This is a genomic window from Flavobacterium sp. 22659, from assembly GCF_052044235.1.
In the GTDB taxonomy this organism is placed as follows: Bacteria; Bacteroidota; Bacteroidia; order Flavobacteriales; family Flavobacteriaceae; genus Flavobacterium; species Flavobacterium johnsoniae.
In genome coordinates this window covers 355376-375833 of sequence record NZ_JBQEMU010000002.1, presented here as the reverse complement: position 1 = coordinate 375833, position 20458 = coordinate 355376, and the positions used below count along the sequence as shown (strand labels likewise).

The window sequence follows — 20458 nt, the reverse complement described above, 5'->3', positions numbered from 1 at the left end:
TTTTATCTTCTGTTTCTTCTAATTAGTATAAAAGCACCACTTAATATGATTAATAAAGGAAATAACCCAATGAAAACGATTTTATTAATGAAAACCTGATTGGCATTTATTGTTATTTTCTTATCCGTATTTTCAGGTCGGGTCGTATCAATTGGAAATTCGTAATTACTGAACCAGTTAAAAACATCAGTCACAAATTGAAATGTTCCTGATCCGCCTCGGCTTAACTCGGCATTGCCCATAAAATCGGCATCTCCAGCCACAATTATTTTTTGTGACTTTCCATTTATATTTCTTGTTAAGGCAACGACAAGCGGAATGGAAGTAACAGAAGGCTGTTTTTTTAAATCTTCGGGAATTGACGTAATTCCTGTTTGAGATTCCCAAGCCGGCTGGCTGTTTGTTTTTAAAAGCGGCGTTACTTTAAATCCTGTATTTTTTGTGGTTGTAATACCGCTGCTTCCTAAAAATGGAATAGGATTGTTGTTTTTATTTTTGCTGAATTTAATGATCGCAGGATCTATATTTTTTTGAAGATCGGTTACTAAATAATCAGGAGAATTGGTTTCGCTTTCCTGAACTAGGGCTTGTTTTGTAAAACTTACTCCTAATTTATCTGTTATGGCAGCTAAAGCCGAATTAGTTTCTGGTTCTGCTAAAAGCATTAAATTTTTTCCTTCATCGATATATTTTGAGATTCTGTCTACAGCACCCTGACTTAATTGTGTTTTTGGATCGGCGATAATCAAAATTGAAGTCTGTTCCGGAATATTTTGTGCATTAATATCTACAGATGAAACATCAAACCCTTGGTTTATTAAGGAATATCTAAATGAAATTTCATTAAAACCTGTTTTATAATTTTTATCTCCGTTTTTGTCTACACTTCTTTCCATGTTTCCGGTTGCAAAAACAATTTTTGGAGCAGGTACAACTACACGTTTTAAAGCCGCAGATATTTCTTTTTCCATCGGAACTTTAAACATATCATCATACATTCTTAAAAATGTTTTCTTTCCTTTGTATTCAATCGTTCTAACGACTCTGTTCTGCTCAGGTCTTAGATCAATAACTTTTTTAATTTCTTCGGGAGAATATAATTTTTTCAATTTTAAATCTTGCGTTTCAATCATTTTCTGCGCAAGTTGTTTATCATTCAAACCAGGGTTTTGAGCATACAAAGCTTCATTGTTTGAAGTGTCGTAGTAGTAAACATATTCCATTTCTATTTGTGGTAAAAAACGGGTATATTTTTCAAAACTGGCAATATCTGAATTTTGAGAATAGGGCATAGCCATATAATAGTTAATGTCTAACAAGTTAACATAAGTTGTTATTTTAACCGGACCGTCTATTTTTTTTACGATATTTAAACTGGTTTCTGTAAGTGTTCTGTCTTTTGTTCTGGTCATGTCATAATACATCGATAATGAAGCTCTTGATGTAATATAGCCAAGTGCAAGAATTGAACTTACTAAAGCTGTATATTTTAAAATTCTTTGAGAAACAGATTGTGCATCTCTTCCTGTTTGTAATTTATAAATGCTTAAACCAATAAAAAGACTGCTTACCAAAACGAAGTATAAGACATCTTTACTGATAATTAATCCTTCGAGCATTTCGTTAGCACGGCCGGCAATCGAAAGGAAATAGGTAATATCTTTTACATACTCTACATCCTGCCATAATTTTCCAATAAAATTTAATCCGGCCAAAACAACTAGTGTACTTATTGCAGCCACAACCTGATAAGAAGTAAGACAAGACATAAAAAGCCCGATCGCCGCGTAGGTGCATACTAGTAAATACAAGCCAATTAGTCCTGAAATGGCAAATTTTAAATCTAAATTATCAATAGAGAAATAAGCTATAACAACCTGTAAACCAAGTATACCAACAAATAATAAACAATAAGCTGCTATAGCTAGGTATTTCCCTAATACGATATCTTTTATTTTAATAGGTGAAGAAAGCAACAGTTTGATAGAGCCGCTGTTGATTTCACGGCTTACTAAACCCATTGTCAAGAGCGGGACATATAAATACAGGTAATTCTGCATTTCTGTATATAAGCCGCTGTAACCTGAAAATATAGTCTGAGTCAAGTTCCCCAGGCCTTCTCCAATTTTTTGTGCTTTTTCAAAACGTTCAATAGAGTTGAAAAATTTCCAGCTTGACTGGATCGAAAATATAACTAAAACAACCCACGCAACAGGCGAATAGAACATCGTGTTGAGTTCTGTTTTAGCAATTCTGTATATAGTTTTCATTTGTTTATTTTTTAAGAAATAATAGTGTTTTTAGAAGGCGCTTTTTTTGATAATTGGGCAAAAATCTCATCAAGAGAAACTTTTTCAAATTGAATCTCGCGTAATTTCCAGTTGTTGTAAACGCTTAGTGAAATGATTTTTTCAGCCACTTCCTGTGTTCCGGTAAAAGTGATCTGTATTTTTTTAGGTGAAAGAAATACGGCATTTGTTATTTCCGGAATATCGGTTAAGGCAGAAATAGCAGGCGGATTTTCAAAACTTGCCGTTAATTTATCTGCTTCGATATAATTATTGAAAGCGTCGAGTGTATCAGAAAAAACCATGTGTCCGTTTTCAATCATTCGGATATCCTGACAAGTTGCCTGAACTTCAGAAAGAATGTGTGAAGAAAATATCACGGCCTTATCTTTAGAGATTTTTTTTATTAAATTTCTAACTTCTAAAATCTGGTTAGGATCAAGTCCATTTGTAGGTTCATCTAAAACAACCAATTTTGGTTCGTGAATAATAGCCTGCGCAATTCCCACACGCTGGCGATATCCGCCGGAAAGATTGCGAATTAAACGATTGCTGAAATGCGAAATACCGCATTGTTCTTTGGCTTTTTCTACGGCGTTTTTTAAATCTTCTTTTTTTACAAGGCGCAATTGTGCGCAGTGAATCAAGTATTCATTTACTGTTAAATCTAAATGCAAAGGCGGTGTCTGCGGTAAAAAGCCAATAAGTTTTTTGGCTTCAACAGGATTTTCTTTCAGGTTAATTCCATCAATAAAAATGCTGCCTTTGGTTTGGTTTAAAACGCCGCAAAGAATATTCATTGTGGTCGATTTTCCGGCGCCGTTAGATCCTAAAAGACCTAAAATTCTATTTGTTTTAATTTCAAAACTAATATTTTGTATTGCCCAATCCTTACTGTATTGATGCGACAAGTCCTCAACTCTTACAATTGTTGTTTCCATAGTGTTTTTTAAAATCGCAAGAATGTATTTTTACTGAAAACACATTCTTGCATTACTTTTATAATTTAGTATCCTGAATTTTGGTTTAAGAAGGGATTAGAACGAATGGCAGGTTCTGGTATTGGGTATAAACTATCGGTAGTTTTCCAGATTTTATCAGATAAAACAGAGAGCGTTTCATCTAGTTTTCCAGTTCTTTTAAGATCCAGCCATCTATGGCCATTTTCGGCAAAAAATTCACGCTGTCTTTCAAGAGCAATTAAATCCAGAAGCTGGTTTGGATCTGTTAAAGTAGTATTGTCTAGTAAAGCTCTGTTTCTAATAGCATTAATGTCTTGCTGCGCTCCGGTAATGTCGTTTAATTTTACTCTGGCTTCAGCTCTTATTAAATACAATTCGGCCAGTCTAAATACAGTAGAACGTTCAATAGGCGATGATGTAAATCTGTTTTTATATTTAGTTGGAGCAATTCCTATAAATACACCCTGAGCATTTGTTATATTTCTGGTCCATTTTGTTTTTCTGTCATCACCGGTTTCAAAAAGTGCGTTTCCTTTTCTTAATAAAAAGGCTGCTGTATTAGCATCTATAAATACAGATGATCCTTCGTATGTATAGTTAACATTAAAATAAGGAATTTGCAGAATAGCTTCGTCATTATCTGAAATAAACGGACTATTTGTTGGCGATAAATCAGTAATTAATTCATAAGTTCCAGTCTGGCTTAATACAGCAGATGCATGAGCTGAGGCTTCACTCCATTTTCCTAAATAAAGATTTACTCTTGCCAGTAAGGTTTCGGCCGCCCATTTTGTTGCTCTGATTCTTTCTTCATCATAATTTTTATAATCTGTTGGAAGATCTTTTGAAGCTTCGGTTAAATCAGTAATAATTTGTGTATAAACAGCCTCTTGAGATGATTGTGGCAGCAAAGCAGAAACATCAATATTAGTAGTCAGTACCAAAGGCACATTTCCCCACAAATTAGTCAAATTAAAATGAGCATAAGCTCTTAGAAATTTAGCTTCGGCAATCCACTGTTTACTTTTAACTGCATTAAGCGTAGTACTTTTACTGACACCTTCTATAACATTGTTAGCGTTATAAATAGTTTTGTACAGTTCGCCCCACATTCCGTTAATAGAACTGTCCGTTTCCGGTATTTCATTAGTACCATAAATAGTTGGAATACCGTTTGTTCGTATTAATTCATCTGATGTCTGCCCAAGAATAGAATGTATCTGATTGTAATAAAATCCAGTCACCATGCTTTGGTAAATTCCGTTTACAGCAGCTTCGGCTGTAGGATCTGAAGCATAAACGGTATTCGATGACAACTGATTACTTGGAAGATCAACTTCAAGTGCAGCATCGCAGCTCGTAAATCCAATTAAAAGAAATAACGAAAATATAGAGATATATTTAGTAGAAATATTTTTCATGATGAGTAGAATTAAAATGTAAACTGAGTTCCAAAAGTTATTGTACGCAACGGAGGTAATGCTAAACCTTGTGTTTCCGGATCAAGTCCTTTGTATTTGGTAAACGTTACCAGATTTTGTCCCTGAATCGAAAGTCGAATTCCCTGCAAATATTTCTTAGTTGCTGTATCTAAAGGAATTTGGTATGAAGCACTTACATTTTTAAGTTTTATATAAGATGCATCGATTACAGAAGCATTTGATCCCATATAATTAAAGAAACTGTTTTGATAACCAGAGCTTAAAATATTTCCCTGAGCTAAATAATTGTTATACTCATCTACCTGAAAATTAGCTGTTGAATACGGATAACCTGGCTGTGCTCCGGTAGAAGTCATTAAAGTTGTTCCTTCTTGTTTTACAAACTGAAATAAAAAGTCAAGTGTGAAATCTTTATAACTTATTGTATTAGATATTCCTCCGTAGTATTTAGGATAAGTTGGTCCGGCATATTTTCTATCCCCTCTGCCAGTTTGGGCAAATCCGGTAGAGATTCTTCCGTCTCCGTTTAAATCTTCAAACTGAGCAATTCCAGCATCGTTTACACCGGTAAAATTGTACAAATATCTGCTGCTTAAAGGATTTCCAATTACATATTGCGAGTAATAGCTCGTAAACTCTATCCCCGGAAATGATACTAACTTATTTGAATTGGTTGAAATATTAAAGGAAGTAGACCAGTTAAAGTTTTTAGTACGAATATTAGTTGTTCCCAATGTAAACTCCCATCCTTTATTTTCAACTTCAGCTGGTAAATTTGCTGTATACGTTGTAAAACCTGCCTGAGCACTAAGTGTATAGTTTACTAACTGATTACTAGAAGTATTTTTATAATAAGCCGCAGTAAAAGAAATACGATCGTTAAGGAAACTTAAATCCAGAGCAGCTTCAAATTTCTTTGTTAGTCCCCATTTGATATTAGGATTTTGAATTCTGGCAGCTGTCATCGATGCATTTCCATTGCCGTAAGTACGAGTATCAAAAGTATCAGCGTATTGATAGTTGTCAATATCATCACTTCCTATTTCTCCATAACTAGAGCGAAGTTTTCCAAAACTTAACACCGGAATATTTTTCATGAAATTTTCCTGAGTAAATATCCACGCACCACCAACAGAACCAAAATTTCCAAAACGATTATTAGCTCCAAATTTAGACGAACCATCTCTTCTAAAATTGATATTTAAAATGTATTTATTGGCAATATTATAGTTTATCCTGCTAAAAAGAGAAATGTATTTATACTCTGTTGTACCATTGGTAGCAGTTACGTTTTCTGCGGTTGCCAGGTTTCCAATTAAATTATCAGAACTGTAACCATTTGAACTAACATAAGAAGGCATTTCTGATTTTCTATTCTGCCATGAACCTCCCACAAGAGCCGTAAAATTTCCTTTCCACAACTCAGTAGTATAATTTAATTGTGGTTCAACAGTAAAATTATTAGTGTTATTTGTTGAAACAGTATAAGATCTTTGAAAGTTCATTTCGCCGCCGCTGGCTTCAGTATAAACATGATTACTTGCAGATCCCGGCATGAATTGTTTGGTCTGCATTTGAGCTCTTCCGTATCCAAGATCTGTTTTAAAAGAAAAACCTTTTGCAATTTCATACTGTAGATTAAAACTTGTTATTAAGTTAAGCCCTTTGTCATCAACTCTTTTCTCTAAAGCAGCAAGCGGATTAATATCACTAAAGTAATCTGGAGACCAGTAATAACTGCCGTCTGCATTGTATAACGGACGGTTTGGAGCTGTTCCAACCGCATAAGTTGTAATATCGAAAAAAGGAAGTTTATTATTATCTGCAGCAAAAATTACAGAAGCTCCCACTTTTAATTTTTTATCTAATGTGCTGTGATTAATATTAAAATTAGTTGAGAATTTATCATAACTAAAATTTCCCGGTACAACAGTTGTTTCTTTGTGGTAAGCACCGCTTAAAAGAAAATTGGTTGTCTCATTTCCGCCTTTTAAAGAGGCTGAATAATTATTGAAATTTGCTGTGCCTCCTATTAATTTTTTCTGCCAATTTGTATATGCATTTGGATCCCAGTCTACAAGAGCAATACCGTTACTGTCATTTGATGCAGTATCGCCATTATTGTTTAATGCTGTTTGAAGCATATTTAAATATGCAGGCGTGTCTAATGTTTTGGTAAAATGTGCTACTTCAGAAACTCCAGAGTTGGTGGTTATGGTAAACTCTGTTTTCCCTGTTTTCCCTTTTTTAGTAGTAATAAGCACAACACCATTTGCTCCTCTGGAACCGTAAATTGCTGTTGCATCTGCATCTTTTAATATTTCAATGCTTTCTATATCATTTGGGTTGATAATATTTAGCGGACTTGTTGATTTTTGTGCTCCTCTAATAACATTTAGGTCCTGTACCTGCTGCTTGATATCATCTCCAATATACGGAACACCATCTAAGATATAAAGAGGAAGGTTACTGCCTTCAATAAAATTTCTTCCGCGAATACTAATGTTCATATCGCTTCCTGCATAGCCAGAAGTTTGCGTTACAAAAACTCCCGGCGCTCTTCCCTGCAGGGTTTGTAGAATATTAGTAACAGGTTGTTTTGCAATATCTTCTGAAGTAATTTTCACAACAGATCCTGTCGTAGTTCTTCTGGTAGTTGTACCATATCCAATAACTACGATTTCATCTAATTTAGCCAAATCGGGCTGCATTTTAATGGTAACAGTAGTTTGGTTTTCTACTGTAATCTGCTGTGTTTTATATCCTAAATAAGACAGCTTAAGGATGTGTTTTCCAGATGCCAGTTCTATATAAAACTGTCCGTCAAAATCTGAAATACCCTGTTTATTGCCTCCTACAACAGCAATAGATACACCAGGCAGCGGCTGACCGTTTTCGTCTATAACTTTTCCGTTAAGCATGTAGCTTGCTTCGCTGTCATTTGCTGTCTTTTCAGGAGTTTTTGCAATTTCTTTTTTGTAAATCACAACATTTTTATCTACTTGTTTATAGACTAAATTACTGCCTTGAAAAACAGTGTTTAAAATGTCGCTAACACTTCGGCGTCCTTTTTGTGTTGTTACTTTTGGAAAATCCTTTATGATTTGCGGCTGATAAGCGAACAGTAATCCCGTTCTATTTTCTATTGTTTTAAATAAAGTTTTAATATCCTGGTTATGAAGCTCAATGTCAACAGATATTGATTCTAAATTCTGACCGCTCATTTCGGTTGCAAAGACCATATGAGTACCACAGGTCAATAAGAAAATGTGGAATAAACTGATTCGCATGATCATAATTGTTTTTTTTGACAAACGGAAAAAAGAGGATTTCTTTTCCCTGTCAAACATGGTTGTTTTACAGCGTAATTTCATAAATTTGCATGTTTTTAATGGTTACTGGATTAATTATTAAGAATCTTGGCCATCTGGTGTAGGAGCTGGATGGCTTTTTTATTTTAGTTTTTGGTTAATTGTTTTTTTTAAGGTTAATATTCTATTTTTAAAAGCTTTCTAAGTAGGAGGTTAGATCGCTTTATATCTTCATTTATTTATTTATTTATTCACAGCCTTTGCCTTCAATAACAACTGCTCCGGCTTTGTTGTAACGATATTCAGTTTCAATAACACTGCATATTACTTTTAAAACATGATCAAGATCTTCTTCATTTAAGAAACTTGCCGTTATTCTGCATTTGTTAATTTTCTCATTTGAGATTAAAATCTGCACTTTATATTTTTGAGAAATTAATGAAACAGCTTCCTGCATATTAAGATCATCCAGAATCAGGTAATTGCTTTTCCATTCGGTTACAATGGCTGCGCTGATATTATTCTGTTCATAACTCAAAGTATTTTTGTCTACTTTAATCTGCTGATTTGGAGTAATTATGCCGTACACTTTCTCTGTGTCTCCAACCTGAACTTTACCTCTGGTAACCGTAACTTCAATGTTTTTAGAAGAATTTTTTGCATTGATGTTAAAAGCCGTACCTAAAACTCTGGTTTGTACTTTACCAGTATGTACGATAAAAGGTTTTTGTTCATTTCTTTTAATGTCAAAAAAAGCTTCTCCGGTAAGTGTAACTTCACGTGTTTTATTGTTAAAAGAATTTTGGTCGTATTTTAAACTGCTGTTTTCGTTTAAAAGAACCGTACTTCCATCCGGAAGGTGAACCAATTGTTTTCCGCTGAAATCAATCAAAGAGTTTTCGGCAATAATATTCTGTTCAACAACTGGAACCGGTAAAGTGTTTTTTTGCTGAAAAAGAAACTTGCTGCCAATAGCAATCAAAGCAATCATACTGGCTGCAGCGACGATAATGCGTACCATTTTTTTACGGCTTCGTTTTTGAGGTTCCAAAGTCACCACTTTTGGCTCGCTTACAGGTTTAGATAAAATATATTTCAGGATATAATCTCCCTGCTCTTTATCTAACACTTTAGAAGCATCATTATCTTTAAGCATCAAATGAATTTTTTCTTTTATAAAATCATCATGTGTGCCTTTTTCAATAATCTCCATTATTTTTTGCTGCTCGATTTCGGAGAGATTATTTTGCAGATAACTTTCAAATAATTCTTCAAATTTGTTTTGCTGCATTGTTTGTAAATTAAATTAGTACTTGTTTGTAAATGGTAAATTGGGGTCAGTTTTTTTTTTTTTTTTGAAGAACCCTGCAGTTTGTTGGGGTAAAACCAATTATTGCAATGATCTTTATTATAAAGACGATTGAAAAAGTGGGAGGGAGTAGTGGAAAGTAAAAAAAATGTAAAAAAAACGTAAAAAAATATCCAGACGCCTTTTTTTGAAAGAAAAAACTTTAGATTTTATATTTTAAAAAACAGAAGCAATGTCATGAACATATTCATGTAAGGGGAAATTTTGACACGTACAAACTTTAAAGCCTGAGACATATGTTTTTTTACGGTTTCTGTAGAAATGCCCAAATCTTCACCAATTTTTTGATGACTTAAGCCTTCCCATTTTGCCATTTTGTAGATTTTTTGCTGCTGCGGAGGAAGCTGCTCTACAATTTCATTTAAAAGAACAGCATACTGCTGTTCTTTTATTTCAGTATCAGTATCGTTTGCAGAAGCATTTTGGTATTTCATATCAGAGACTAAACTGGTGTCTCTTGCAATTTTTTTAAGTGTATCAAAAATATGATTGCGGGAAATAATAAAAAGATAATTTTCGAAATGGGTAATTTCAGCTAAATTTTTCTGATTCTGCCAGACTTTTAAAAAGACATCCTGTACAGCTTCTTCGGCTAAAATTTTTGATTTTGTTATTTTAAAGGCTGTACCAAAAACAACATTTTTATATTCATTATACAGCTTCGTAAAAGCCAGTTCACTTCCCTGAGACAACTCGTACAAGAGTCTGCTTTGATCGGAACTGAAATTTGATGACATGGCTTAGAATATTGTATTGCTTTTGACAATATTATTACTTTTTTGAATATATGTGTTATTTTAATGTAAAATAATTGAGAGAAATATGGTTTTGGTAATATTATGCAAGAAATATTTCATGATTTAAAAAAAAAGAATAAGCATTTTATAAATCAACGAAAAGTACTATTTTGTGTACAAAGAATTAGAAGCAGGGATATTCGAGATCGAATTTTATATAAAAAAGCCTTTAAAAAATCGATTTTTTAAAGGCTTTTCTAAACTCTTAAAAGGAAAATATTATTTAGCCGTTTTCACTTTATGACCATATAAACCAAACGATAAAATAATCACAAAACATAAAAGCGGAATAATATATCCAGCCTGAATATCGTCGTGTTTCATATCAATTAAAGTTCCCATTCCGTATGGAAGAATCGCTCCGCCCACAATTGACATTACCAGCCATGATGAACCCGTTTCAGTATTTGATTTTAAACCAACTAATCCTAAAGAAAAAATAGTTGGAAACATAATCGACATAAAAAATCCGATACCGCCTAAAGCATAAATAACTACAATTCCGGTTCCGTAAATCGCTAACAAACAAAGTATGATACTTGCAGCACAATAAATAGAAAGCAATGTGTAATCTTTTACAAACTTCAGGAAGAAAGTACCAATAAAACGTCCTGCCATAAACAAGAAGCCATAAATACCAAGATAATATCCAGCTGTTTTTTCGTCTAAATGTGCACCCTGCTGTGCAATTCTAATAAAAAAACTCGTAATGCAAACCTGTGCACCTACATAAAAGAACTGTGCCACAACTGCCCAGCTTAAATGACGAAACTTTAAAACAGAGAAAAATCCTGGTTTTACTTCGGCTTCAGTATGTTGTGGTTTCATCGAAGGTAAATGCATAAAGTAGAATATAATCGCAACTATAACCAATACACTTCCTAAAATGATATAAGGCATTTTTACAGCAGCAGCTTCGCCTAATAAATACGATGCTTTTTCAGCTTCAGGCATTGCTGCCATTTGCTCCGGAGTATGATTTTTTCCGGAAAGTATAAATAGAGAACCCACAATTGGAGCTACCATAGCTGCTAATCCGTTGAAAGAAGCCGCTAAATTCAGTCTTTTAGAAGAAGATTCAGCTGGGCCCAAAATTGCTGCATACGGATTGGCACTCGTTTCTAAAATCGTTAAGCCGCATCCAATTACAAATAAGGCGAATAGAAACAATTCATAGGTTCTGGTATTGGCTGCTGGAACGAATAAAAATGCTCCCGCTGCAAAAACTAATAATCCGGTAATAATACTGTTTTTATAACCAAATCGTTTAATGAGCATTCCCGCAGGAATCGCCATTATAAAATAGGCAAAAAACACCGAAGTATCAATTAATGTCGACTGGCGGTTGTTTAATTCACACGCCTTTTTTAAATGCGGAATTAAAATAGAATCCAGATTATGCGCCATTCCCCAAAGGAAAAATAAACTGGTAATTAAAATAAATGGCAGAAGATAGTTGGTTTTTCCGCCTTCGTTTGGCACTTCATGAAGATCGCCTGTTTGGTTTGTTACTTGCATTTGTTAGATAGTTTTTTTTAAAGGTTCTAAGGTTTTGAGGTACAAAGGCTTAAAGGTTTTTTCTGTAGAGACGTACTGTAGTGCGTCTTTTCTAAAGGTATTGAGAGGAAAACCTCTGTCCCTTTGCCACTTTGAACCTTTGTACCTCAAAAAGAATTATTTCTTTTTGACCAAAAGAAGATGGTCGCAGACCAAAACCACTTCACCTCTTTGGTTAATGATTTCTACATGTTCTGTTACTGTTCCCATTTCTGGATTTTTGGCTTCGCCTTTTTCAGAAATTGTAATTTCAGAATGGATTGTATCGCCAATATGAACCGGTTTTACAAAACGCATTTTGTCGTATCCTCTTGAAAATGCTTCAGGATTTATTTCTGATGCTGTCAAGCCGATACCAATGGCAAAAACCATAGTTCCGTGCGCAATACGCTGTCCGAATGGCTGTGTTTTGCACCATTCTTCATCCATGTGATGCGGGAAAAAATCTCCCGTATGTCCGGCATGAACCACAAAATCTGTTTCTGTAATGGTTCTGCCTAAAGTTACCCGCTTATCGTCAAGCTTATAATCTTCGAAAAATGTTGATTTGAAATACATATATTTTTTTAGTTTGAAAGTTGTAAAGTCGAAAGTCGAAAGTCGAAAGTCGAAAGTCGAAAGTCCAAAGTCGAAAGTCCAAAGTCGAAAGTCCAAAGTTGAAAGTCCAAAGTTGTAAAGTGTAATAAATTCAGAACTTTAAGACTTTCGACTTTTGACTTTTGACTTTAAGACTTAAATTAAAATTCCTCCGTTTGTGTTACTGATATAGCAGGCTTCAACGACCTTCATCGTATCTAAAACGTCCTGAACGCTTGCCAATAATTTAGAATCCGAGCCTTCTTTAAAACGCATTAAATTAGACATCGTTCCTATAAAAGCTTCTGGAAACCATGAACCTTCAAGGTTAACTTTTTTCCATTCGTATTGACCTTTTTCATCCTCAATTGCATATTCAAAAATGTCAGGAAGTCCGTCAGGATAATTCATTAATAATCCCATTTTTGCTTTAATAGCGCCTTTTGTGCCTTCCCATTTTATGTAGCTTTCTTCATGATTTGGTCCAAAATGATGATCGTGATTTGTATTGATCACCACATGTTTGTCTTCGCCATAATCTAAAATAATTGTAGAACGGCTCGATGACAATTTTTTAAGCGGATGTTTGGCTGTTTTTGCCATCACACTTTTAGGATTTCCCATAAACGAACGTATGCAATCGATATAGTGAACACTATGAAAAAGAATTTCCAATCTAGGATGTTCCTTAATCAGCGGAAACAATTCCCACGGCGTATTTACCGTTACTTTAAATTCAAAATCGTATAAATCACCAATCAATCCTTCGTTAATTAAATATCTCGCAGCGCTGACAAAAGGCGAAAAGCGAAGCTGAAAATTGATCGCTGCAACAAGGTTTTTTCTTTCGCAGACTTCTACAATTTCTCTGGCCTGAGCCAAATCATTTCCCATTGGTTTCTGGATCAAAACCGCAGCGCCATCTGGCAATTGCTCCAATATTTCGATATATTGATCCGGAAGAACCGTAATGTCGTAAACCGCATTTGAAGGCGCATTTTTTACGGCTTCTGCTACGTTTTCAAAAACATGTTCAATCTCAAAATTTTTAGCTAAATCATGTGCTTTTGCAATCGTTCTGTTTGTAATGCCAAAAACTGTAAAACCAGCCATTTTGTAAGCAGGCAGGTGCGCATCTTTTACAATACCGCTTGCGCCGATAATGATAATGGGCTGTTTGGTTTCGGGCAGTAAAGGTTTATATGGAATATTCATTTTTGTGCTATTTTAAGTTTATTGATCAGCTCTAATCAATTCGTTAGTTTTTCAATATTTTCCTGTGTTTGCTCTAAAAGTTTTTCCGACGAAATATCTGTTTCAATCGCTTTTAAAACCATTTGATCTATCAATTCTGCCACTTTTGGCCAAATTGGAGTTTGCGGCAAAGTCAAAGCGTTTTCATGCAGCATTTCCAGTTTATGATAATAGGGAATCGTTTTATTGATTTCGGCATCATTCCAGGTTGATTTTCTGCATCCAATTCCGCCTTCGGTTGTCAATAATTTATCGCTTTCGGCAGTTGTTGCAAATCGCAAAAAGTCAAAGGCGAGTGCTTTATTTTTACTTCCAATGCCAATGGTATAAAGCCAATACACATTTAATGAAGCCGTTTTGTGGTTTTCATCGTGCGGTAATTCAGTAATGTCAATTTTGCCTTTTACTTTCGACTCCTCAATTACTTCACACATAGAAGCAAATCCAAACCAGTTAATTGCCATTGCGGCCTGACCTTCGGCGAAAGCCATTCCAGCTTCAACAGAACCAAAATTCTTTGAACCGGGATGAACCGCATTTGTATTGTTAACGATTTTTCTATAATAATCTAAAGCTGCAGCTGCTTGATTATGATTGATTTTTATTTTGTTTTGATGATCTAAAAGAGAACTGCCGCGAGTCCATAACTGCAGACAAAAATCAAAAACCATATTATGACCGTCGGGATAATTGGCGAAAACACAGCCGAATAAATTACTTTCGGGCCTATTAAAAAATGAAGCAATTTGGGTGAATTGCTCCCAGTTTTTTGGAGGGAACAATTCGTAACCAAATTGTTTCTTGAAGTTTTCTTTTTCGGTTAAATCTTCAAATAAATCTTTTCTGTAAATAAGGCATTCCGGACCGTCGTGAAACGGAAGTCCGTAAATACTGCCGTTAATATGCTGCAGGTTTAACAGCGATTGATGCCAGCCTTCAGGATAATTCTGAGGCGGGTTTTGGTTAATAAAAGAAGTTAAATCCAGAACCGCTTTTTCATTTGCAGCATCAAAAATCCAATCGGTATTTAGGTGTGCGATATCCCATTTTCCGGTTTTTAAACCTTTATTGGTAATGGTTTCTTCATAAAGATCGTGCAATTCAAGCGGAACCATTTCAGCCTCAATCTGAATATTATTTTTCAGACAGAAGTTATCCCACAGCTTTTGCAGCGTGCTTTCAAAAGGAGAAAATTTTCTAACAGCGATTCTAAATTTTTCCATATCTATGCTATAAATTCTTTTATAATTCGCTCGTTATCCTGCCCTAATTTTGGAGAACCTTTAGTTGATGTAAAGTATTCACCGTCGATTTTTATAGGACATCTTGTTGTTTTATACGAATAGCCGTCGAGCATTTCGACTTGCTGTGTAAATTCTAAAACTTTAAAACCGTCTTCTTTGAAAAGCTGTTCATAGTTTAAAACTCCCGCACACCAAATGTCAGCAGGTTCTAAAATATCCAGCCAAAACTGGGTTTCCTGTGTCAATAGGTGAGAAGCCAGAATATTTTTGATTTCGTCTCTAAGCGTAAATTTATTTTCTGGGAATTGTAACAATTCATCGCATTTTAGCAATGAAGCTAAAACGGGAATTGATCCCATTGCCAGAGCCAGATAACCGTTTTTAGTTTCGTAAATTCCGTAAGGCGCACCCAAATAAGCATGTGCATTATTGGTTTTGGTACGAACAGGAAGTTCACCGCCGTCATTAAAGAAAGTCGTAATAGTTTCAAACTGAAAATCAAAAGCTGATTCGAGCATGCTTACCTGAACCGTTCCGCCTATATTTTGTGTTGCTTTTCGATATAAAGCCGCTAAAATTCCCTGCGCTAAATGTGCGCCCGCAAGCATATCAACAATTGACAATCCCATTGGTACTGGACCATCTTCTTGATTACCGCTCAGCCAGGTTAAAGCCGTTAAAGATTGTAATAACAAATCTTGTCCCGGTAAATCTTTAAGTTCAGGATGATTCCCGAAACCTGAAATCGAAGCGTAAACCACCGTAGGATTTATCGCTTTTACATCATCATAACTTAAACCAATGCGTTCCATAACGCCCGGTCTGAAATTGTGCATGACAACATCGGCTTTTGCCAGTAATTTTTTTAATTTTTGAAGCTCTTCCGGCTGTTTAAAATCTATGGCAAACGATTCTTTATTTCTGTTTATGGTATGAAAAACAGACGATTCGCCGTTCATGATTAAGTCAGAAGTATATAAGGTTCTGCAGATATCGCCAGTTCCCGGTTTTTCAATTTTTATAACGCGCGCGCCTAAATCGGCCAAGCGGAGACTCGCCGACGGACCCGAAAGAAACTGACTAAAATCTACTATTAAATAATCTTCTAAGGGTTTCATTTTTTTTGTTTAACCGTTTTTGTTGTTTATTCGTTTAATCGTTGTATTTGTTTAATCGTTAATTCGTTAATTCGTCGTTTTGTTCAACACGATTAAACGAATCAACTATTCAAAGATTCAACAGTTTACTGAATAAACTCTTTGTGTATTACTGCATTATCTTCGCCCACTTTTGGAGCTGCTTTTGTGCTGCTTAAAATTTTACCGTCAAGCTGAATGGGACTTCGGGTTGTAACCAAAGTTTCGCCGTCAGAATTTTTTACGGTTTGTTTTAAGTTCAATTCATTAACAAATGGCTGTTGGTCTAAAGTTTCATAATTGAGAACTTTTCCTGCCCAAATGCCTTGTTTTTGAAGCAATTCTAACCAATAATCTGCTTTTTGTTCTGCTAATTTATCGGCTAAAAGAATTCTGATTTCATCTCTTTTTTCAAACCAGAGATGTTTGGCAGCATATTGATTTAAATCAACTCCAAGCGTATTTCCTATAAAAAGTAAATCGCCCATTGCCAGTGAAATATAATCGTCTTGTGTTTTATAAACTCCGTAAGGCGCGCTTAAAAAAGCGTGTGCGCTTCCTTTAATATCGCCTCGTTCCGGCTGTTGTCCGCCATCATTTAAGAAAGAAGTAATTGCTTCAAACTGAACATCCAAAATAGATTCCAGTAAACTCACTTCAACCAAAACGCCTTTTCCGGTTTTGGCTCTTTTTAATAAAGCAGCTAAAATTCCCTGTACAAAATGATTGCCGCACATCAAATCGGCGACAGCCAGACCAAACGGAACGGGGCCCTGACTTTTTCGTCCGCTCAGCCAGCTTAAGCCAGAGAGTGACTGTAAAAGCAAATCTTGTCCCGGTTTTTTTGCCCAAGGGCCTTTATCGCCGTAACCTGTTATGGTTCCGTATATTATTTTTGGATTAATAGCATGTGTCGCAGTAAAATCTAAACCGATTTTTTCCATTACACCCGGTCTGAAATTATGCGTCATAATATCAGCCTTTTCGATTAGTTTCTTAATTAAAACCAAATCATCAGGATTTTTTAAATCGGCCGCAAAAGATTCTTTGTTTCTGTTAATTGTGTGAAACAAAAGACTGCTGTCATCCACAAAAAGATCTTTAATGCTTAATTGTCGGCAGGCTTCGCCTTTTACGGGACGCTCGATTTTAATAACTCTCGCGCCTAAATCGGCTAACTTTAATCCGGCAGAAGGACCCGCCAAAAACTGGCAGAACTCTAATACAATTAATCCTTCTAATGGTTTCATGAATTTTGAAGTTTTAAAGATTTAGCATAAAGTGCATTTAATGCATCTAAAACAAGTTCTTCGTCACCGCCATTCATTAGATAATCACGAACTACATCGCCCGCATGATCCTGAAAATACATGTGTCCGGAATATCTTGGTCGTAGAAAAGCTCTTTCTAAAGCTGGTAAAGTATTTTTAAAATAATTGTTGGTTATAGAATTGATTCGGTCATTTTTCCAGGCTTGTAAATGTCCCGGCTGACCTCCGTTATCAGCAAAAATATTCTGCTGTACTTGAGACGAACCTGTAAATTCAGCATAACGAATCGCTTCAGGAATATGTTTACTGAAAGATGAAACAGCCAATCCTGTTCCGCCAAGAGAACTTATCATAGGCGCATTATTCAGCTTAACCAAATCATAAAAATGAAGCAGGTTTTTGCTGTATCCGGCTCTTGAATAATTAGAATATCCGTAAGCAAAAGGGCAGTAGGCAATTTCATCTGTATTAACCATTGCTTCGTAAACGTGAATTGGATTTCGGTTAAAATTCTTCGGATCGATTAATTGAGCCAGTTCGCGAAACATCTGCAAAGCTTTTTTTCCTGTTTCTACAGAAATCACTTTTTCTTCAGACTGAAACGGAGCTTCGCTTAAACTGCAGCAAAACATATAAAAACTCATCAAAACATCAACAGGAATTCCTGCAAAGGCAACCAGTCCTTTTTTGGCTAAAGCCAATAAATCATCATAAGTTTGAGGAACTTCAAGCCCCTTTTTTTCTAAAATATCCAAACGTGCAGCAGCAACCGGAGTAGCAGCATCTATTGGCAGAGCCCATAATTTATTGCTAAAAACATAACTTCCGTATGATTTTCCTACTGTATTTATTTCCTGATCTTTAATATAGTCAGCCGGAAGATAATCAGATAAAGGAAGAATCGCTTTTGTGTGTGCGCCAAAACCTGTCCACGGGTGATCGATTACCAATAAATCGAATCTTTTTGCTAAGTCTTCGATAGAAGCGTCTGCAAATTCTTGTAAACTTCTTTTCTCCCAGGTAATTTCGATATCAGGATTTAATTCGGTAAAGCGTTGTGCCGTTGCAACCATTGGTAATAAACCTCTTGTATGATTCCACGTTATGCCTTTTAATACTGCCATTGGTATTGATTTATGTGTATGGAAAATAATAAATGTAAAAATTACAATTACAAAATTAGAAATAAGATTGAATTAGGCAAGAAAATGTAACTTTTTACATTGATTTTTTTGATAAAACTTTTAAACTAGGCTAGTTTTTTTACAAAGCGAATAAAAAATGTTATAAATTATTAAAGAATGATCATTTTATTATATTAGTATAAAAATAAAATGCAAATATTGTTTTAATCGATTACATTTGTAATTGTGCTTTTTACATTTATTATTCAAGAGAAAATGTTCGAAGCCTTAATTTGAATTCTATAATACTAAATACCATTTAAAATGTTTTCATTACAAAATAAAAAAGCAGTTATAACAGGAGGCGGAAGCGGGATTGGAAGAGCGATTGCGGTCTTGTTTGCAAAACAGGGAGCAGAAGTTCATATTATTGATTTATCTATTGAAAGTGCACAGGATGCTGTTGACGAAATTAAAAATGCAGGAGGAAACGTTTTTTCGTATGCCTGTAATGTTTCCAGTCAGGCTGATGTTAAGGCAACTTTCGAAAAAATTGGAAATATCAATATCTTAATCAATAACGCCGGAATAGCAAATGTTGGAAAAGTTGATACGACTTCTGAAGCTGATTTTGACCGCGTAATGGATGTAAACGTAAAAGGAGTTTACAACTGCTTGTTTGCAGCAATCCCACAATTCCGACTTTCGAATGGCGGTGTAATTTTAAACATGGCGTCAATTGCGGCATGGGTTGGAATCTCAGATCGTTTTGCGTATTCAACTGCAAAAGGCGCTGTTATGGCGATGACTTTGTCAGTAGCGAGAGATTATTTAAGTGAAAATATAAGATGTAATTCTATTTCTCCGGCAAGAGTTCACACGCCTTTTGTGGACGGATTTATTTCTAAAAATTACGCTGGAAAAGAAGAAGAAATGTTCGATAAACTTTCTAAATCACAGCCAATAGGCCGTATGGGAAAACCAGACGAAATTGCCGCTCTTGCTTTATACTTATGCAGTGAAGAAGCAGGATTCATTACCGGATGCGATTACCCAATCGACGGAGGATTTATTAAATTGAATAATTAAAGGTGCTAAGATACTAAGGTGCTAAGAAAAAGCTCAGCGACTTAGAATCTTAGCCACTTAGTACCTCTAAAAAAAAACTTAGAACCTTAGCCGCTCAGCACCTTAGAACCTAAAAAAATAATAATTAAAATATATAAGAAAATGAAATTAATACGTTTTGGAGAAATCGGAAAAGAAAAACCAGGAGTTTTAATTAATGAAAAAAGATATGATGTTTCTTCTATCGTTTCAGACTTTAACGAAAGCTTTTTTGAAGACAATGGTTTAGAAAAATTACAAAAAGCATTAGAAAGCAATCCTTCTTTACCAGAAGTTGATGCAAGTGTGCGTTTAGGATCGCCTGTTGCAAGACCTTCGAAAATAATCTGCATTGGATTAAATTATGTGGATCACTGTAAAGAAACAAATGCTCCAATCCCTACAGAACCAATTATTTTCTTTAAATCAACAACTTCTTTATGCGGACCGGATGATGATGTAATTATCCCAAAAAACAGTGTAAAAACCGACTGGGAAGTGGAACTGGCATTTGTAGTAGGCAAAAAAGCAAGTTATGTTGAAGAAGCAGAAGCTTTAGACTATGTTGCAGGTTATGCTTTATTGAATGATTACAGCGAAAGAGAATTTCAAATTGAGCGCGGCGGACAATGGGCAAAAGGAAAAGGATGCGATACATTTGCACCTCTTGGGCCATTTTTGGCTACGAAAGATGAAGTAAAAGATGTTGATAATTTATCGATGTGGTTAAGCGTAAACGGTAAAAAATACCAAGACAGTAATACTTTAAACCTTGTATTCAAAATTCCTTATTTAGTACATTATTTAAGTCAGTTTATGACTTTGCTTCCTGGCGATATCATTAGTACAGGAACGCCTCCGGGAGTTGGTTTAGGTATTAAACCAGATCCAATTTACTTAAAAGCAGGCGATGTTGTAGAACTTGGAATTGAAGGTTTGGGAACAAGCAAACAGACTGCAGTTGCGTATAAAAAGTAATTATTAAGTCGTTGGACATAATTTTTTAAACACATAGGAACA

At 35.1% G+C, this 20458-nt stretch carries 15 protein-coding genes; 2 read left to right on the top strand and 13 right to left on the bottom strand.

Annotated elements, in window-relative coordinates:
• Nucleotides 1–2 precede the first annotated feature (2 nt).
• From ACTJIW_RS03580 to ACTJIW_RS03520, 13 genes are all read right to left on the bottom strand, one after another.
• Nucleotides 3–2270: a Gldg family protein gene (locus ACTJIW_RS03580; RefSeq protein WP_440715486.1), complete on the bottom strand. Its 2268-nt coding sequence runs from the start codon at nt 2268–2270 to the stop codon at nt 3–5.
• A gap of 11 nt (nt 2271–2281) precedes the next feature.
• A complete protein-coding gene (locus tag ACTJIW_RS03575) occupies nt 2282–3229 on the bottom strand; it encodes an ABC transporter ATP-binding protein (RefSeq protein WP_121360832.1) in 948 nt (315 codons plus the stop codon).
• Nucleotides 3230–3294: 65 nt separating this feature from the next.
• Nucleotides 3295–4671, bottom strand: coding sequence for a RagB/SusD family nutrient uptake outer membrane protein (locus ACTJIW_RS03570; protein ID WP_440715487.1), 1377 nt, complete (start codon nt 4669–4671; stop codon nt 3295–3297).
• 11 nt (nt 4672–4682) lie between these two features.
• Complete coding sequence (locus ACTJIW_RS03565) at nt 4683–8066, bottom strand: SusC/RagA family TonB-linked outer membrane protein (protein WP_440715488.1); 3384 nt, start codon at nt 8064–8066, stop codon at nt 4683–4685.
• A 184-nt stretch (nt 8067–8250) separates the two neighbouring features.
• On the bottom strand, nt 8251–9294 hold the full coding sequence (locus ACTJIW_RS03560; protein ID WP_440715489.1) for a FecR family protein: 1044 nt from the start codon (nt 9292–9294) through the stop codon (nt 8251–8253).
• A gap of 227 nt (nt 9295–9521) precedes the next feature.
• Nucleotides 9522–10109, bottom strand: coding sequence for an RNA polymerase sigma factor (locus tag ACTJIW_RS03555; protein ID WP_440715490.1), 588 nt, complete (start codon nt 10107–10109; stop codon nt 9522–9524).
• Between the two features lie 279 nt (nt 10110–10388).
• A complete protein-coding gene (gene fucP / locus ACTJIW_RS03550) occupies nt 10389–11687 on the bottom strand; it encodes an L-fucose:H+ symporter permease (RefSeq protein ID WP_121360837.1) in 1299 nt (432 codons plus the stop codon).
• 156 nt (nt 11688–11843) lie between these two features.
• Nucleotides 11844–12380, bottom strand: coding sequence for a MaoC/PaaZ C-terminal domain-containing protein (locus ACTJIW_RS03545; RefSeq protein ID WP_440718438.1), 537 nt, complete (start codon nt 12378–12380; stop codon nt 11844–11846).
• Between the two features lie 78 nt (nt 12381–12458).
• A complete protein-coding gene (locus ACTJIW_RS03540) occupies nt 12459–13517 on the bottom strand; it encodes a Gfo/Idh/MocA family protein (RefSeq protein ID WP_440715491.1) in 1059 nt (352 codons plus the stop codon).
• A 35-nt stretch (nt 13518–13552) separates the two neighbouring features.
• Nucleotides 13553–14779 (bottom strand): extracellular solute-binding protein, encoded by a 1227-nt coding sequence (locus ACTJIW_RS03535; protein ID WP_440715492.1) that lies wholly within the window; start codon nt 14777–14779, stop codon nt 13553–13555.
• Nucleotides 14780–14781: 2 nt separating this feature from the next.
• Nucleotides 14782–15918 (bottom strand): CaiB/BaiF CoA transferase family protein, encoded by a 1137-nt coding sequence (locus tag ACTJIW_RS03530; protein WP_440715493.1) that lies wholly within the window; start codon nt 15916–15918, stop codon nt 14782–14784.
• Nucleotides 15919–16043: 125 nt separating this feature from the next.
• A complete protein-coding gene (locus tag ACTJIW_RS03525; RefSeq protein ID WP_440715494.1) occupies nt 16044–17186 on the bottom strand; it encodes a CaiB/BaiF CoA transferase family protein in 1143 nt (380 codons plus the stop codon).
• The gene (locus ACTJIW_RS03520; RefSeq protein WP_440715495.1) at nt 17183–18331 is read right to left on the bottom strand and encodes an ABC transporter substrate-binding protein; all 1149 of its coding nucleotides are present in this window, start codon (nt 18329–18331) and stop codon (nt 17183–17185) included. The genes ACTJIW_RS03525 and ACTJIW_RS03520 overlap by 4 nt, the downstream gene beginning before the upstream one ends.
• A 324-nt stretch (nt 18332–18655) precedes the next feature.
• On the opposite strand from ACTJIW_RS03520, the gene ACTJIW_RS03515 reads away from it, so the two are divergent.
• Nucleotides 18656–19420: an SDR family NAD(P)-dependent oxidoreductase gene (locus ACTJIW_RS03515; protein WP_440715496.1), complete on the top strand. Its 765-nt coding sequence runs from the start codon at nt 18656–18658 to the stop codon at nt 19418–19420.
• A gap of 141 nt (nt 19421–19561) precedes the next feature.
• On the top strand, nt 19562–20416 hold the full coding sequence (locus ACTJIW_RS03510) for a fumarylacetoacetate hydrolase family protein (protein WP_121360845.1): 855 nt from the start codon (nt 19562–19564) through the stop codon (nt 20414–20416).
• Nucleotides 20417–20458: the final 42 nt, after the last annotated feature.

Coding starts and splice junctions, on each gene's coding strand:
- ACTJIW_RS03515 (WP_440715496.1), top strand. CDS start 18,656: ATGTTTTCATTACAAAATAAAAAAGCAGTTATAACAGGAGGCGGAAGC.
- ACTJIW_RS03510 (WP_121360845.1), top strand. CDS start 19,562: ATGAAATTAATACGTTTTGGAGAAATCGGAAAAGAAAAACCAGGAGTT.
- ACTJIW_RS03525 (WP_440715494.1), bottom strand. CDS start 17,186: ATGAAACCATTAGAAGGATTAATTGTATTAGAGTTCTGCCAGTTTTTG.
- ACTJIW_RS03570 (WP_440715487.1), bottom strand. CDS start 4,671: ATGAAAAATATTTCTACTAAATATATCTCTATATTTTCGTTATTTCTT.
- fucP (WP_121360837.1), bottom strand. CDS start 11,687: ATGCAAGTAACAAACCAAACAGGCGATCTTCATGAAGTGCCAAACGAA.
- ACTJIW_RS03535 (WP_440715492.1), bottom strand. CDS start 14,779: ATGGAAAAATTTAGAATCGCTGTTAGAAAATTTTCTCCTTTTGAAAGC.
- ACTJIW_RS03575 (WP_121360832.1), bottom strand. CDS start 3,229: ATGGAAACAACAATTGTAAGAGTTGAGGACTTGTCGCATCAATACAGT.
- ACTJIW_RS03560 (WP_440715489.1), bottom strand. CDS start 9,294: ATGCAGCAAAACAAATTTGAAGAATTATTTGAAAGTTATCTGCAAAAT.
- ACTJIW_RS03555 (WP_440715490.1), bottom strand. CDS start 10,109: ATGTCATCAAATTTCAGTTCCGATCAAAGCAGACTCTTGTACGAGTTG.
- ACTJIW_RS03540 (WP_440715491.1), bottom strand. CDS start 13,517: ATGAATATTCCATATAAACCTTTACTGCCCGAAACCAAACAGCCCATT.
- ACTJIW_RS03565 (WP_440715488.1), bottom strand. CDS start 8,066: ATGAAATTACGCTGTAAAACAACCATGTTTGACAGGGAAAAGAAATCC.
- ACTJIW_RS03580 (WP_440715486.1), bottom strand. CDS start 2,270: ATGAAAACTATATACAGAATTGCTAAAACAGAACTCAACACGATGTTC.
- ACTJIW_RS03520 (WP_440715495.1), bottom strand. CDS start 18,331: ATGGCAGTATTAAAAGGCATAACGTGGAATCATACAAGAGGTTTATTA.
- ACTJIW_RS03530 (WP_440715493.1), bottom strand. CDS start 15,918: ATGAAACCCTTAGAAGATTATTTAATAGTAGATTTTAGTCAGTTTCTT.